Origin of the sequence: Litoribacter ruber, from assembly GCF_018449405.1 — a bacterium.
Lineage (GTDB): Bacteria > Bacteroidota > Bacteroidia > Cytophagales > Cyclobacteriaceae > Litoribacter > Litoribacter ruber.
Genome location: NZ_JAHCMY010000001.1, coordinates 473,698 through 488,494 on the forward strand (window position 1 = coordinate 473,698; position 14,797 = coordinate 488,494).

Below are 14,797 nucleotides of genomic sequence, written 5' to 3' on the forward strand. Positions count from 1 at the left end.
ATTTTATGATTCAATTATTCAACCTCAATTCCAAAAACATCTTAATCACGGGGGCAACCGGTGTCCTTGGAAAATCAATAGCTCAGTACCTTCAAAAGCAAGGGGCTAATGTTTTTCTATTGGGAAGAAATGAGCAGAAGCTGCAATTGGTGAAAAAAGAAATGACGGGTAGCGGAAAAGCGGAGGTGCTACAGGCCGATGTGACTAAAGAAGAGGATCTTCGTCAAGCTGTTGAAAAGCTCAAGGGAATGACTGACCGGCTGGATGTGATGATCAATATGGCTGGCGGCAATATGCCGGGGGCGGTGATTGGGCCAGAACAGACGTTGGAAGACCTTTCGTCCGATGCAGTAGATAAGGTGATGAAGTTAAACTATCAGGGAACGCTGCTGCCGATAAAGATTTTTCTTTCATTATTAAACTCTGGCCAATTGGCAAGTATTATTAATGTATCATCTGTGGCTGCAGACAGACCACTAACCCGGGTTTTAGGATATGCTGCTGCAAAAGCGGGAATAGAAAATCTCACCAAATGGCTAGCTGTGGAGCTGGCCCAGAAATATGGCGCTCATTTGAGGGTTAATGCGGTGGCTCCAGGTTTTTTTCTAACCGAACAGAATAGAAATCTATTGACAATCAATGAAAAGGAGCTTTCTCCGAGAGGCGAACAAATTTTGGCCCACACTCCTATGGCAAGATTTGGTGAGCCTGATGATTTGCATGGCGCTTTCCATTGGCTTAGTAGCGATGCTTCTAAATTTGTAACAGGGACGGTGGTGTCTGTAGATGGCGGGTTTAAAGCTTATTCAGGGGTGTGATTTAAACCTTTTCATCACTGTAACCCCATCTCTCCTGGATAAAATGGCTGCCAAACGGGGTAAAACATCTGGCCTTCGTCCATGCGGTAGAGTAAACCATTTTCAAAGTAAACATATTTGACTGAGTTGCCTACGGGCACAACTCTGTAAACCTTCCTGTTTTCATACATCTTCACCACTTCTATAGCATGGTTCTTTCTTCTGAATTCGGCTTCTGTCATGCCCATATCAGCTACTACTCTGAAATATCCTGAACAGCTTAGCAAAAGAAATAGAGGGAGGGCGTAAATGATTTTTCTCATGGGAGTCTTTATTCAATGCAATACTACTAAAAGTTGAGGAATTACGAAAAGATTAGGGCCTAATCGGTGTTTAGTATATGGTTTGATTATTTTTTTTATAACATGCTGATTATCAGTAATAAAATTTTAATCAGTACATTTAGTATAGTGATAAAAGGTCTTAGTCCCCACAATTTAATTTTTTAATATTTCCTAAATCCCTTGTAATCAGTTGTCTTTTTTGGTTTTATAAAATTTATGGTAATTTCATTCCTAATTGTTCAACACCAAAATAGATTTTTATGAAAAAGTTAAACCTAATTGCTTCTCTGATGATGTTGGCAGCTGCCTTTGTTTGGGTGGCCTGTACCAGCGATGATTCTTTTGAGCGTGCATCTGAGGAAGAAGTAGTAGATATCAATATCGAGTCCGAAATCGCTGCTTACTTCAGTGATGCCATGGACATGGGACAGGCATTGGATGCCCAGGGCCGTCAGACGGGCGGTGCCAATATGCGTATAGCTGCTGAAGACATGGATGATGCTCGCCTCAATTGTGCAAAAATCACCTGGGATTTGGATAATTCAGACAGCTTTAGCCCCGTGGGCAGCATCTGGATTGACTTTGGGGATGGCTGTGATGATGGACAAGGGAATGTCCGTAAAGGGAAGATTGAAATAGAATACAAAGGCGGAGAATTTAAGCTGGAGGATGATGATATGGGTTTTGAAATCTATTCAAACATTATTTTTCACGATTACGAAGTGAACGGGTTGAAAGTTGAGGGCCGCAATGAGCAAACGATGATTTTTGAAGAAGGTCAGGTAGATATCCTCAGCGAGCTAATTGGCGGAAAAGTGACTTGGCCTGATGGAAAATTCGTCACCCGTGATGCCGATCAGGTGGTTAGCCTTGTTATTTCCAATAATCAGGATTTTAATACCACTGTATTAGGCCAGGCGAGCGGTTTGACCAAAGAGGGGGAACCGTATACTCTCCTGATCACAGAGGGATTACAACTTAATAGAAAGTGTGCCCAGCAAGGTATCCTTTACCCAACTTCTGGACTGACCACTCTTACCGTAGGTGATAGGGAGTATTTGATAAACTATGGCAATGGGCAGTGTAACCATGAGATTACCATTACCACTAATGGCCAAACCAAAGTTCACACTCTGAAATAAAAATGAAAGCCTGGCAATATTAATTATTGCCAGGCTTTTCTATATGCTAAGCCTTCCTTGATTTAATATTCTGGGAAGGCTTTTTTTATGATCTGGACCCTACAGTTTTCCAGTTCCAAACAACCAGCTTACCATCTACTAATTTGCCCACCAGATCATATTTATCGAAGGTCAGGCAAAAATCAATGTCAGCTTCAATATTATGGTTCTGCAGACGCTTGGCGTGCGAGGCCTGAGCCAAAAATCCTGAGATGTTATTTTTATTAGCTTGATAAAGGGCTCTTGTAGCCAAGGCTCCATCACAATCATAGGCCAGGTCCTCCGACAAGGCGTCAATAAGGGCCCCGGCATAGAGTGAATCCTCCAAGTTGAACTTGCCTTTCCATCCTGCGCACAAAATCAAGATGTCCTCTTTTTTGGATTTCAAATAGGATGCAGTAGCATGAAGGTTCAAAAAAGCACCAATGAGGATCTCAGACGAACCGCTTTTTGATTTCTCTATGGCAAGTGTGCCGTTGGTGGTGGTCATGGCTATCTTTTTATCCAAAAAGCCATTATCCAAATAGCTCAAAGGTGAATTGCCCAATGCAAAGCCTTCAGCTGTTTTTCCGTTTCTTTCTCCTGCTATCACATATCCCTCATTAGCCATTTGACGGCAGACTTCAAGGTTTTCGACCGGTGTAACACTGTCTACTTTATTGGCCAGTGCGGTAACCATGGTGGAGGTAGCCCTGAAAATGTCCACAATAATTACAATCTTTCCCTGAAGGTCGTAAAGATGGATCAACTCCGGGGTCAGGCATACTTCTATATTTCTCATCATGCAAAAATAGCTTCCAAGTTGTTGGAAGCTATTAAAATTAATTATTTTTTGTAGAGGGGAAGCTTTTCTATGGTGGCCTCCAGGTTTTTGTTTCGTACCTGTATACCGATATACTCGCCAGGATCTGCAAATTCCTTCTTGACATATCCAAGACCAATTCCAAGTCCCATAGAAGGAGAAAGGGTTCCAGAAGTTACTTTCCCTATTGGTTCACCTTCAGTGTTGACAATGGTGTAGCCAGCTCTTGGAATGCCTTTTTCATGCATGATGAAGCCCACCAGTTTTCGTGTAATACCTTCTTCTTTCTGTTTTTTGAGGTTTTCGCTATTGATGAAATCCTTGGTGAATTTGGTGATCCAGCCTAGGCCTGCCTCTAAAGGAGAAGTAGTCTCATCTATATCGTTGCCGTAAAGGCAATAGCCCATTTCAAGCCTCAAGGTATCTCTTGCACCCAGACCGATAGGCTTGATGCCATATTCCTTGCCTGATTCCATGATGGCATTCCATACCTTTTCGGCATGCTCATTTTTGACATAAATCTCAAACCCACCCGCGCCGGTATAGCCAGTTCCAGAGATAATTACATCGGGTACCCCGGCAAATTCAGCAACTGCAAAATGGTAAAACTTGATGTCGTCAAGTTTCTGCTTCGTCAAGGGTTGAAGGGCATCAGCGGCATCTGGTCCCTGAACTGCAAAAAGGGAAATGTTGTCAGATATGTTCTCAAGCTCAGCTTCAAACTGTTTGTTATGTTTTTTCACCCACATCCAGTCTTTATCGATATTGGAAGCGTTGACCACAAGCATGTATTCTTCTTCGGCCATTTTGTAGACAATTAGATCGTCTACGATTCCGCCTTTTTCATTTGGAAAACAAGAATATTGAGCCTGACCAATTGCCAATTTACTCGCGTCGTTAGAACAAACATACTGGATAAGGTCAAGGGCTTTAGGACCTTTTACCAAAAACTCCCCCATGTGGGACACATCAAAAATGCCGACGGATTCCCTTACGGTCCTATGCTCCTCAAGATCGGAAGAATAACGAACGGGCATGTTGTAACCGGCGAAAGGCACCATCTTGGCGCCAAGTTTTTCGTGAACGTCATTTAACGTTACTTTTTTGGTAGTATATTCCATGTAGCTAGTTTTATGCGTAAAGTACAAATATAATAAATACCCATATGGTTACAGGTATTTTATACAACAAATGCAGGGTTCAATAGTTTGGCTACATTTAAGGCCATTTCCTTTAATGCTTCGAAATAAGGGACATAAATTTATTGCTTTTCGAAAATGAAAATCCTTTTGGAATCTGATTTGAGAAGGGTTAACTTTTTGTTTGCTATCAGATAATCGAGAGTCTTCTGGTGATAAAAGCTCACATGGGAGGGGTCTAGCTTTTTGTTCCAATATTTAAAATTATCCTTGGTGGGGTATACTTCGGTCATCATGCCAAAGATCCCACCTGGTTTTAGGAGGTCTAGTAACTTGTCAATTTCATTATTGGGATCCTTAAATTTCTCCAAACACTCAATCGCCATAATAAAATCATATTTCTTAAATGGATGATTAAAACCGAAATTATAGTCATTATTGAAACAGGTGATGTTCTCTTTTTTCAGTAAATGGTTTAGCGTAGGTGTTGGTCCACAACCGTAATCTAATCCAATTTGTCCTTGGTAGATGAAAGGTCGGATAAGTTGAATGATTTGGCTGATATAATGAACATATTCGGCATTGCCTATACTGTTATTGCGTCGTAAAATCAGCCTTTTTTCCTGTTGTAGATCGATATGAAAAGTGGAATCCACAAATATTAGGTAGCAGTCGGGACAGTAATTATATATTCTTTTGTCATGGGGAATTATAAGTGGTGTGACCTTATTCAAGCCACATAATTTACAGGTGTTCATACACGAAATTTTGCGAGCTTTCCTAACCAATTATAGGTTGTTGGTATACGAAAAACGTTGATTCAATTTATTGATAATCAGTCAATAAGGGCTTTAATTCTCAATTGTTGCTAATGTACATTTTATTTATGGAATAGCAATAAGGGAAGGGTGTTTATAGTTTAAAACATGTTAATCAACAAAGGCTAAACGGTTAGTATAGGTTGACTCCAATCCATTAGAGTTCAAAAAGTTGTTCAGCCGTTTTCTAGACAAGAATTCTGTTTTGAAAATGCTGAGAGTTATTCTTTAAATAAATTTAACCAAATGAGATATATGTTGAACAAAAAAAGAAGAGTAATTGGGGGTCAAAAGTATTTCAGTCTCACTTCAATCCTTTTTCGATTCTCACGCAATTTCACTACAGTTTCCTCAAATTTGGGTTTGCTCAATCCTATTTTGGGATTATTTGAAAAACCTATGCCTTCTTTCGGCATTTTAAAAAGGTTGAAATCCACCTCATCATTGTCGTTTTCATCATGGTAGACAAACATGGCATATTCTCCATACGGAAGTGACCTGGTCTCCACAGTGGCCTGGCCATTGCGCACGGGAGCGTCAAATCTGCCTTTAACGTTTTCTTCGGTCAGCCAGCCGTCCTTTTCATAAAGTATCACTCTAAGTGAGCCCTTGCTGCTTTTAAGATCGCTTACCTCAATGACGAACTTGCCCCGATCGGCAATGCCAGTTAAACTCGAAAGCAATAAGGTTAACCCTAAAAAGAAAATGCTTATTCGATACTTCATAATCTATGCTTTTGTCTCAATCGGTTAACGGCTGGAAACATAATAGGGTTTATTGAGAAGCTAAGATTTACGGTGGCGGATAATTAGATGTAACCTTTTTGTTTTATTTATAAATAACTGATAATAAGGATTTTAAGAGTGTTTCTATCCGTTTATTTTTCTTAATTTTATAATGACAGTTTTATCTCCAACCTATAAATCAACTTGAAATGTCCACTATCCTAACCGATGAAAACATCAATGATGTGATTCTCAATCGAAATGAGCTTTTCATGGAAACTTTCAGGAAAGGTGATGCGCAAGGTATTGGCAATCTTTATACCGAGGAAGGGCAGGTTTTGCCCCAAAACGGTATGACTGCAAAGGGTAGAAATGCCATCAGTGAATTTTGGAAGGGTGCAATGAATACGGGAATAAAGTCTATTGAGATGAATTTAGAAGAAGTTGAGCGGCATGGTGACACTGCCATTGAAGTCAGTAATGCCAAGCTGTTTGATGAAAACAATCAACTTATAGACCAAGTGAAGTACATTGTCATCTGGAAAAAAGAGAATGGGGAGTGGAAACTCCATCGTGACATTTTTAACAGCAACGGAGAGGCGAAATAGCTGATTGTCAAAAAGTAATAGGGGATTGATTTCCCCTATTATTTTATCCAAAGTTGAGTGTAAATATAGTCTTCTCGTTTGGTACAGACTGTACCTGTAAGCTGCCTTTGTGGAGATTCATGATTTGCCTAGATATAGAAAGACCTATTCCGCTGCCTGTTTTCTTGGTGGTATAAAAAGGAACAAAAATCCTTTCCACCGCCTCTGGCACGATGCCTTCTCCATAATCGATCACCTGGATGAAAGGGTAGGAGTGGCTGGTGAGGCCTGCCCTAACTATGATCTCTTTATGCTCACTTTTACCCAAAGCCTCTTTGGCGTTTTTTATCAGGTTGATCAAAATCATCTGGATGAGTTCTGGGTCGGCAGTGAGTTGTAAATCCTGAGGCTGGATTTCGCAGTTCAAGCAAATTCCCACGTGGGCGAGGTCCTCCTTAAGCAGCACCCCTATATTGTCAAAAAGGGCTTTGACTGAAAAGTTTTTCAATTCTGGCTGGGGAATATTGGTGTAATCCCGATAAGCATTGACAAAGTGGATGAGGCCGGCACTCCTTTTTTCTATCGTATTCAAGCCATCCATCAGATCACTATAGCTGTCCTTTTCTATCACAAATCCACCCTGTTCCTCACTCACATCTTCCTCCAAGATAATCCCTAACGAGTTGGCAAGGCTTGCAATGGGAGTCATAGAATTCATGATTTCATGTCGCAAAACCTTGGTGAGGTTCTGCCAAGCCTGCAATTCATTTTTCTGCAGCTCGGTTTTGATGTTTTGAAAAGAAAGCAAGGTCCAGCTGTTGCCTCCCATTTTGAAGGCTGCAGATTGGATGTTGAGGTGGAGTTCTGGATTGATTTTTATTGAAAATGAGCCTCCAGGCCTCAAATGGAGGATTTTCACCAGCAGCTCCTTGGATAGCTTTCCCAAATCATTGATGTCTTTAAATTGGGGGATTTGGAGTAACTGTTTGGCTGTTCCATTTATTACACCTATTCTCCCACTATGGTCAAATGAAATTATACCGGTATTGATATGCTGGATCATGATCTGCAAGAAAAGCATTTGCTCTTCCTTTTCTGCCCTGGTTTTCCGAAACGCCTCAATTACTTCGTTGAACGACATGTTCATTTCACGGAAAGAAGGTCCCAAATTGCTGTCCTTGGTAAATGAAGAGGAAAAATCTGCAAACCGGATGGATTCCAGAAATTTGGTGATCTTTCTGTTCGTGGTGTTGCCAAACCTGATCAGGTTGTAGGTCTGCAAGCCAATGGCCAGCAAAAATACCGCACCCATGAGGTAGGAGTGGTCCCTCAGAAAAATAGTGGTGCCCAAAAAGATCAGGGCAACCAAAATGGCCACCCTAAACAGGATGCCTAGGGCAAAGGATTTAAAGCCCATAACGTTCAAGTCTTCTGTATAGTGATGATCGGGTCAGTCCAAGTTCCTCAGCAGCTCGGGTAATGTGACCGTTGTGTTTTTGAAGAGCTTTGCGGATCAGGATTTTCTCCACATCCTCAATATTGAGATGGTCCAAACTCACCATTTCCTCCTGTTTTTCCGGAGTCAGGGTTTTCTGGAAAAACAAATCCTCGGGCTGCAATACACTATGGTTGGTCATGATTACTGCCCTTTCGATGCTGTGCTGCAATTCCCTGATGTTACCCGGCCAGTGGTATTTCTGCATCCTTTTGACCAATGCCTCCCCCGCCTTTCGTATCTCTTTGTTATATTTTTGGGAATAAATGCTGATAAAATGATTTGCCAAAAGTGGGATATCCTCCAGCCTCTCCCGCAAGGGAGGCAAGGTGATTTCAATCGTATTGATCCGGTAGAGCAAATCCTGCCGGAAGGTGTTTTCATACACCATGGAATGGATGGGCATATTGGTCGCGGAAATAAGTCGGATGTTTACAGGCACAGCTTTGTTGGCCCCCACACGGGTAACTTCCCTATTTTGGAGAGCCGCCAGCAATTTTGCCTGCAGCGGCAAAGGCAGGTTCCCGATTTCATCCAAAAAAAGTGTCCCTTTGTTAGCTTGCTCAAACCTTCCTGCACGGTCCTCTTTCGCATCTGTGAATGAGCCTTTTTTATGTCCAAACAATTCGCTTTCAAAAAGAGTGGTCGTGATGGAGCCCAAATCAACCCCTACAAAGGCTTCTCGGTATCTTTTGGAATTCCGGTGGATGGCGCGGGCAATCAATTCCTTTCCCGTACCGTTTTCTCCAAGAATGAGGACATTGGCATCCGTGACGGCCACTCTTTCTATCGTTTCAAAAACTTTCTGCATGGATTCACTCTGCCCGATAATGTCCTTAAACTTGCTGTCCATATCTTGATAGAGCTGCTGTTGCCTATTTTTCAAGTCATGTACTTCCAATTTGGTTTGTCGAAGTTTCAAGGCAGAATTGATGGTGGCCAGCAGTTTTTCATTTTCCCATGGCTTGAGCACAAAATCGGTGGCTCCTTCCTTGATGGCCCGCACGGCCGTATTTACATCCCCGTAGGCAGTGATCATCACCACTACGGCTGAAGAATCCAATTCCAAAATCCTGTCGAGCCAATAAAAACCCTCCTGCCCGCTGCTGACATCCTTGGTAAAATTCATGTCCAGCATGATCACATCATACTGTTCGTTAACGATCAATATCGGTAATAAATCTGGATTGGTTTCGGTATCCACCTGCCCGAAATTTCGTTTTAGAAATATCTTGGCAGCTTTTAAAAGGTCCTCATTATCATCTACAATCAGGATTTTACCGGGTTTTTGCTCTTTCATGTATGGAAAATAATCAAAATTTTTGGATGCTCGATATCTGATATTGGATGCTCGAGTATATTGGGATAAATTATATTAGCCAAAACCTGTTCCTGATGGTGTGGCAATTACAGGTTTGAGGTAAAATCTGCTTTTAGGACTGCTGGGGATGAGTTAATTTTTTCAAACCCCAAATTACATGAAACGATTGTTTGTCCACTAATTTACAATTTTGGTCGCAGGCGGACAATTCTGTTCGAAATTCCACTTAGTCATTTGGCTGATATGGGCAAAATGGCGTCTAAATGGCGTTTTTCCGCATGGCATATAAATTGGCTTTTGAGATGGGAGACGGGAAGACGGTAAAACCAGAAGACCTGACTTGTGACAGGAGGCTCACCTCAATCTAACTATGGACTAGACCCAGGTGAAAAGTAAGAAGGAGTTACAGAAGATACTACGATAAATGGATAGAAAATTAGTAAAGAAGACCTGGACACCAAAATTAATTGCCTTAATAGCGCTTGGTGTTCTCCTGATAAGCTTTGTATTATACCAATTGGTAATAGCAGACTCCAGGGCTTCGATGAATGTAGATAGAGAAAGAATCAGCGTGGCAACTGTAAGGGATGGTGAATTCACCGATTATATTCCCGTGAGTGGAATCATAGAGCCTGCCGAGATTTTCTATCTGGACGCCATAGAGCGCGGAAATATCCAACGTATAGTCCGCGAATCCGGGGCGATGGTAGAAGTGGGCGATACCATTCTCATTTTGACCAACTCAAACCTTCAGTTGGACGTGATGCAGCGGGAAACCGACCTCTATTTCCAGATCAACAACCTTCGTCAGACTAGGTTGATGTTGGATCAAAATGACCTGAACCAGCAGGCGGCTTTGGCAGAAATCGATTATCAGATAAACCTGCTAAAACCCCAGTATGAGCGGTTTCTGGAACTTCACGAGAAAAAGCTGATTTCCGACAGGGAGCTTGAAGAGGTGAGGGAGCAATACGATTATAATGTGAAGCGAAAAAGGCTAACTTATGAATCTTACCGCAACGATTCCTTGGCGCGGGACATTCAAAAGCGGCAGCTGCGGGATTCAGAGTCCAGGATGCAGCAATCCCTTAGCGGGGTGGGCCATATTTTGGATAATTTGGTGGTGAGGGCGCCCATTGCCGGGCAGCTTTCCACAGAGCAAATTGAAGTGGGTCAGTCGATCAGTGCTGGTCAGCGATATGGTCAGATTGATATTTTGGATAAATTTAAGGTAAGGGTTCCCATTGATGAGCTTTATCTGCCAAGAGTAGGTATAGGATTGAAAGGGACTTTCACTTTTTCAGGAAATAGCTATGAGCTGGAGATCAGCAAAATCTACCCGAATGTAAGCGGGGGCAGATTTGAGGTTGATATGGTTTTCCCCGATGAGGTGCCCACGGGTATTAGAAGGGGACAAACAGTCCGAATCAGGCTGGAGCTGGGCGAAAGTGAAAAAACGGTACTATTGCCAACCGGAGGATTCTATAAGGATACCGGCGGCAACTGGGTGTTTGTGGTAAACGAAAAATCCGGCAAGGCAGAGAGAAGAAGCATCCGCCTAGGCCGCAAAAACCCAGAGTATTACGAAGTCCTCGACGGCCTTACCCCCGGTGACCGCGTGATCGTGTCGGGCTACGAGAATTTTGGGAGGAACGAGGTTTTAAACTTGAAGTAAAAGTAGGAAGACGGGAGACGGGAGACCGAATAGATTGAAGGCTGCCGAAATCTCTTTTACCGTGCCATGAGGTTAAATTTGGCAGGATGGAAGGAGAAGAAGAGACTTTGAAAGTGAGTGGAGGAATTAAACGTTTAATTACTAAGGGATTATTGATTGGAGCGGATTTCTTAGATAATTTGAGTTTTTAACCAAAAACTTTTTACTATGAAATTCAAATTTAAAAAACTTTTGATATGGCAAAGAGCCATGGATTTTGGGGAACGAATCGACGCATTAGCAGGGAAATTCCCGAAATATGAAATGTTTAATCTTTCACTCCAAATAAGAAAAGCTGGTGATTCAGTAGCCTTGAATATTTCTGAAGGGGCTATTGGCCAATCCAATGCTGAGCAAAGTAGATTCATGGGGTATGGGATCCGCTCTTTAGCAGAAACGGTGACTTGCCTCTACAAAGCAAAAAGAAGAAATTATATCAGTGATGATGAATTTGCTTCAAATTATGGAGAAGCCTATAACTTAATGAACATGATGGTAGCTTTTAAAAATAATATGAAATAAACGGTGAATATTTAAGCTTCAGCTATTAGGGTTGTTCCCGGCATGTGGATGAATACCTGACAAGGCCAGTTTCTGTCTCCCGTCTTCCGTCTTCGGTCAACATATAAATCAAAAAAAATCGAAAATATGCAAAACATCATCAAAACCGTCAATCTCAAAAAGCTCTACACCACGGAGGAAGTGGAGACTACTGCGCTGGATGATATCCAGGTCGAAATCAAGAAGGGGGAATTTGTGGCCATTATGGGGCCATCGGGCTGTGGGAAATCCACTTTGCTCAATATCCTTGGCCTGCTGGACAATCCAGACGCAGGGCAGTATTATTTTCTGGACAAAGAAGTGGCCAAATTCTCAGAAAGGCAGCGCTCCCAGCTGAGAAAAGGCAATATAGGCTTCGTGTTCCAAAGCTTCAACCTTATCGATGAGCTTACCTGCTATGAAAACGTCGAACTGCCCTTGCTTTACCTCAAAATCCCAGGCGATGAGCGCAAAAAAAGGGTGGAAGAAGTGCTCACGCGCATGAACATCATGCACAGAAAAGACCATTTCCCGCAACAGCTTTCCGGTGGTCAGCAACAAAGAGTGGCTATTGCCAGAGCTATTGTGGCAAGGCCTTCCGTGATCCTTGCCGATGAGCCTACAGGTAACCTGGATTCCACCAACGGCGAAGAAGTGATGAGGCTCTTGGAAGAACTTAATAACGAGGGAACCACCATCGTAATGGTGACCCACTCCCCCCACGACGCCAACTACGCCCACCGCATCATCAACCTGTTTGATGGCAAGGTGGTGACCGAGAATATTAAGGAGCAGTTTCACGTATAACGGAGCTGGAAGACGGAAGACGGGAGACGGAAACGAATCCCCTCTTCGGTCTTCCGTCTTCGGTCTTCTGTCTTTTTATCATGTACAAAAACTACATCAAAATCGCAGTAAGGGGCTTTGCCAAGCATAAGCTGACCTTTTTCATCAATCTTTTTGGCCTGGCATTGGGCCTATGGGTTGCGTTGCTTATTGGGCTCTGGGTGGTGGATGAGCTGTCTATCAACCAGCACTTTTCTCAAAAAGAGGATATCTACCAAATCATGGAGCATCAGCGCTATGGCACTGAAATTTTCACCACCTCGTCTACCCCGGGCATATTGGCTCCAGAACTGAAGGCCAAATTTCCGGAGGTGGCCTACGCTTCCAATTATAGCTGGAACATGCCCATGATTGCCAGCCACGAGGAAGACAGGGTGAAGTTGGATGGCAAGCATGTAGAGCCGGACTTGTTGAAAATCCTAGATTTTGAAGTTCTGCACGGTACTGCCCAAGGCTTGTTGGAAAGCAAGGAAAATGCGGTGATTACTAAAACCGCGGCACTCAAACTATTTGGGCGAAGTGATGTAGTGGGCGAATCCATAAAAATCGACAACTACCGGGATTACCTTATCCAAGCCGTTTTGGCGGATGTACCCTCGCAGAGTCAGATGAAGTTTGAAATACTTCTTCCTTATGAAGTGATGCTGGCCGAAAACGAGTGGATGAACCAGTGGAATAACAATGGCCCCCAAGCACTGTTAAAATTATTCCCAGGTACAGATGGTAAAGCTTTTTCAGCAAAACTGAAGGACTTTTTGAAGGAATACCATCCGGAAACCAATATTAGCATGTTTGCCTATCCCTTTAAAGAAATTTACCTGCACAGCAGATTTGAGGATGGGCAGCAAGTAGGGGGCAGGATAGGGCACGTGAGGCTGTTTGCGATCATTGGACTGTTTGTTCTGTTGATTGCCTGTATAAATTTCATGAACCTCTCCACGGCCAAATCCCAAAAAAGAGCCAAGGAAGTTGGTGTGCGAAAAGTGGTGGGTGCTGAAAAGTCTGCCTTGATTTATCAGTTTTTGAGTGAGTCACTGCTGATTACATTTTTCAGTAGCCTTTTGGCCCTTCTGATGGTAGAGCTAAGCTTGCCGGTATTCAATGAATTGGCCAGCAAGCAATTGGTTGTTCCCTACGGACAGTTGTGGTTTTGGGTTGGTTTTATATCCATAATCCTTTTCACCGGCTTAATAGCGGGATCCTATCCTGCCTTTTATTTATCAGCCACCAAAGTTGCCCATATCTTTCGCAAGCAACACAACCAGGATCGGTATGCCGTGCTGGCCCGAAAAGGCTTGGTGTTTTTCCAGTTCATTTTGGCCACGGCCCTTATCATTTCTACCATCGTAGTCAACCAGCAGATACAGTATGCTTTAAACCAAAACTTGGGTTTTGACAAGGATCAACTGCTGATGTTTGAGCTCAACGGAAAGCTGCACAGTGAATTTGAAACCCTCAAACATGAGTTGGAGAAGCATCCAGACATCCAGCTGGTAAGCCGTGGTTCTCATTCTTTCAGCGGCAGGAATTCCAATACAGGAAATATTTCCTGGGAAGGAAAAGATCCTGATGCCGGGGCATTATTTGAAATGTTTCACACCGATTATGATTTTTTCCAAACCATGGGGATGAGCTTCTTGGATGGACGGCCATTTGACCGTGGGTATGGCTCAGATAGTCTGGGTGGGGTGATCTTAAATAAGAAAGCTTTTGATCTGATGCGAGGCGATAAGGACCGAGTGGAAAAACTGGTGCTTTGGGATACTGAAGAGAGAGAAGTGATCGGGGTGGTCGAAGATTTCTACTTTCAGAGTTTTCATCAGGCCATGGAGCCAGCAATTATCTTGCTTACTCCCAAGTATTCCCATATAGGTTTAGTACGTTTTGATGCGGAAAAGGCGGCCACCGTCACCGCATATATGCAGGAATTGACTCAAAGCATGGAGCCGGCATTCATCTTTGAAGCCCATTTTATGGATGCTAATTATGCGAGAATGTATCAGGATGATTTGAGGTTAAGGGATCTGAGCAAGTATTTCAGTATCCTGACAATTTTGATTTCTTGCCTAGGATTGTTGGGGCTTTCGGCACATGTGGCTGAGCAGAAAACAAAGGAGATTGGCATTCGCAAAGTTCACGGGGCCAGCACTTTTTCTATTCTCCATGTAATCAACCGGGAGTTTGTGATGGTGGTGTCTTTGAGTATTGTGGTAGGCTGTCTGCTGGCCTATTGGTTTGCAGTAGACTTCCTATCGGATTACGCACATGCGATCTCCTTTGCCTGGTGGTTTATGCCCCTCGCAGCTTTGCTTATCATGGGGATGGCTTACCTCACGGTGACCTTACAGTCTTGGAAAGCCACGAAGATGAACCCTGTCAACTCCTTAAAAACAGAGTAAAATCGCACGTATTCGGACGTTGATGTTCGGATATGATTATCAGAAAAAGAGGGGATGGCTGTGGAAGGGTGTTTTTAAGCAGTTTTTGA

The 14,797-nt window shown here is 42.9% G+C and carries 14 protein-coding genes; 7 read left to right on the forward strand and 7 right to left on the reverse strand.

Annotated features, from left to right (window positions below; all coding sequences use genetic code 11):
* The first annotated feature begins 5 nt into the window (after nt 1-5).
* A complete protein-coding gene (locus KI659_RS02060; RefSeq protein ID WP_213943673.1) occupies nt 6-818 on the forward strand; it encodes an SDR family oxidoreductase in 813 nt (270 codons plus the stop codon).
* Between the two features lie 14 nt (nt 819-832).
* Here the strand turns inward: KI659_RS02060 and KI659_RS02065 are convergent, their stop codons facing one another.
* On the reverse strand, nt 833-1,120 hold the full coding sequence (locus KI659_RS02065) for a hypothetical protein (protein WP_213943674.1): 288 nt from the start codon (nt 1,118-1,120) through the stop codon (nt 833-835).
* Nucleotides 1,121-1,401: 281 nt separating this feature from the next.
* Between KI659_RS02065 and KI659_RS02070 the strand changes: the two genes are divergently transcribed.
* Nucleotides 1,402-2,283: a hypothetical protein gene (locus KI659_RS02070; protein ID WP_213943675.1), complete on the forward strand. Its 882-nt coding sequence runs from the start codon at nt 1,402-1,404 to the stop codon at nt 2,281-2,283.
* A gap of 85 nt (nt 2,284-2,368) precedes the next feature.
* Here KI659_RS02070 and KI659_RS02075 read toward each other — a convergent pair whose 3' ends face one another.
* The 4 genes from KI659_RS02075 to KI659_RS02090 form a co-directional block, all read right to left on the reverse strand.
* Nucleotides 2,369-3,103, reverse strand: a complete 735-nt coding sequence (locus KI659_RS02075; protein WP_213944178.1) for a 2-phosphosulfolactate phosphatase — start codon at nt 3,101-3,103, stop codon at nt 2,369-2,371.
* Between the two features lie 44 nt (nt 3,104-3,147).
* Entirely contained in the window at nt 3,148-4,245 is a 1,098-nt protein-coding gene (gcvT, locus tag KI659_RS02080) for a glycine cleavage system aminomethyltransferase GcvT (protein ID WP_213943676.1), read from the reverse strand.
* Between the two features lie 140 nt (nt 4,246-4,385).
* A complete protein-coding gene (locus tag KI659_RS02085) occupies nt 4,386-5,021 on the reverse strand; it encodes a methyltransferase domain-containing protein (protein ID WP_213943677.1) in 636 nt (211 codons plus the stop codon).
* A gap of 347 nt (nt 5,022-5,368) precedes the next feature.
* Nucleotides 5,369-5,806, reverse strand: a complete 438-nt coding sequence (locus KI659_RS02090) for a DUF2141 domain-containing protein (RefSeq protein ID WP_213943678.1) — start codon at nt 5,804-5,806, stop codon at nt 5,369-5,371.
* A gap of 209 nt (nt 5,807-6,015) precedes the next feature.
* On the opposite strand from KI659_RS02090, the gene KI659_RS02095 reads away from it, so the two are divergent.
* A complete protein-coding gene (locus tag KI659_RS02095; RefSeq protein ID WP_213943679.1) occupies nt 6,016-6,414 on the forward strand; it encodes a YybH family protein in 399 nt (132 codons plus the stop codon).
* Between the two features lie 43 nt (nt 6,415-6,457).
* On the opposite strand, the gene KI659_RS02100 is transcribed toward KI659_RS02095, so the two are convergent.
* Nucleotides 6,458-7,810, reverse strand: a complete 1,353-nt coding sequence (locus tag KI659_RS02100) for a sensor histidine kinase (protein ID WP_213943680.1) — start codon at nt 7,808-7,810, stop codon at nt 6,458-6,460.
* Nucleotides 7,800-9,188: a sigma-54-dependent transcriptional regulator gene (locus KI659_RS02105; RefSeq protein ID WP_213943681.1), complete on the reverse strand. Its 1,389-nt coding sequence runs from the start codon at nt 9,186-9,188 to the stop codon at nt 7,800-7,802. The genes KI659_RS02100 and KI659_RS02105 overlap by 11 nt, the downstream gene beginning before the upstream one ends.
* 445 nt (nt 9,189-9,633) lie before the next feature.
* On the opposite strand from KI659_RS02105, the gene KI659_RS02110 reads away from it, so the two are divergent.
* The 4 genes from KI659_RS02110 (at nt 9,634) to KI659_RS02125 (ending at nt 14,708) form a co-directional block, all read left to right on the forward strand.
* Nucleotides 9,634-10,884: an efflux RND transporter periplasmic adaptor subunit gene (locus KI659_RS02110; protein ID WP_213943682.1), complete on the forward strand. Its 1,251-nt coding sequence runs from the start codon at nt 9,634-9,636 to the stop codon at nt 10,882-10,884.
* 207 nt (nt 10,885-11,091) lie between these two features.
* The gene (locus KI659_RS02115; RefSeq protein WP_213943683.1) at nt 11,092-11,445 is read left to right on the forward strand and encodes a four helix bundle protein; all 354 of its coding nucleotides are present in this window, start codon (nt 11,092-11,094) and stop codon (nt 11,443-11,445) included.
* A 126-nt stretch (nt 11,446-11,571) separates the two neighbouring features.
* Nucleotides 11,572-12,270 carry an ABC transporter ATP-binding protein gene (locus KI659_RS02120; protein ID WP_213943684.1) on the forward strand — a complete coding sequence of 233 codons (699 nt, stop codon included), beginning with the start codon at nt 11,572-11,574 and terminating at the stop codon, nt 12,268-12,270.
* 80 nt (nt 12,271-12,350) lie between these two features.
* Nucleotides 12,351-14,708, forward strand: a complete 2,358-nt coding sequence (locus tag KI659_RS02125; RefSeq protein ID WP_213943685.1) for an ABC transporter permease — start codon at nt 12,351-12,353, stop codon at nt 14,706-14,708.
* The last annotated feature ends 89 nt before the right edge of the window (nt 14,709-14,797 follow it).

What these genes read in the sequence shown, in the direction of transcription:
- KI659_RS02060 (WP_213943673.1), top strand. Translation starts at nt 6, where the DNA reads ATGATTCAATTATTCAACCTCAATTCCAAAAACATCTTAATCACGGGG.
- KI659_RS02065 (WP_213943674.1), bottom strand. Translation starts at nt 1,120, where the DNA reads ATGAGAAAAATCATTTACGCCCTCCCTCTATTTCTTTTGCTAAGCTGT.
- KI659_RS02070 (WP_213943675.1), top strand. Translation starts at nt 1,402, where the DNA reads ATGAAAAAGTTAAACCTAATTGCTTCTCTGATGATGTTGGCAGCTGCC.
- KI659_RS02075 (WP_213944178.1), bottom strand. Translation starts at nt 3,103, where the DNA reads ATGAGAAATATAGAAGTATGCCTGACCCCGGAGTTGATCCATCTTTAC.
- gcvT (WP_213943676.1), bottom strand. Translation starts at nt 4,245, where the DNA reads ATGGAATATACTACCAAAAAAGTAACGTTAAATGACGTTCACGAAAAA.
- KI659_RS02085 (WP_213943677.1), bottom strand. Translation starts at nt 5,021, where the DNA reads ATGAACACCTGTAAATTATGTGGCTTGAATAAGGTCACACCACTTATA.
- KI659_RS02090 (WP_213943678.1), bottom strand. Translation starts at nt 5,806, where the DNA reads ATGAAGTATCGAATAAGCATTTTCTTTTTAGGGTTAACCTTATTGCTT.
- KI659_RS02095 (WP_213943679.1), top strand. Translation starts at nt 6,016, where the DNA reads ATGTCCACTATCCTAACCGATGAAAACATCAATGATGTGATTCTCAAT.
- KI659_RS02100 (WP_213943680.1), bottom strand. Translation starts at nt 7,810, where the DNA reads ATGGGCTTTAAATCCTTTGCCCTAGGCATCCTGTTTAGGGTGGCCATT.
- KI659_RS02105 (WP_213943681.1), bottom strand. Translation starts at nt 9,188, where the DNA reads ATGAAAGAGCAAAAACCCGGTAAAATCCTGATTGTAGATGATAATGAG.
- KI659_RS02110 (WP_213943682.1), top strand. Translation starts at nt 9,634, where the DNA reads ATGGATAGAAAATTAGTAAAGAAGACCTGGACACCAAAATTAATTGCC.
- KI659_RS02115 (WP_213943683.1), top strand. Translation starts at nt 11,092, where the DNA reads ATGAAATTCAAATTTAAAAAACTTTTGATATGGCAAAGAGCCATGGAT.
- KI659_RS02120 (WP_213943684.1), top strand. Translation starts at nt 11,572, where the DNA reads ATGCAAAACATCATCAAAACCGTCAATCTCAAAAAGCTCTACACCACG.
- KI659_RS02125 (WP_213943685.1), top strand. Translation starts at nt 12,351, where the DNA reads ATGTACAAAAACTACATCAAAATCGCAGTAAGGGGCTTTGCCAAGCAT.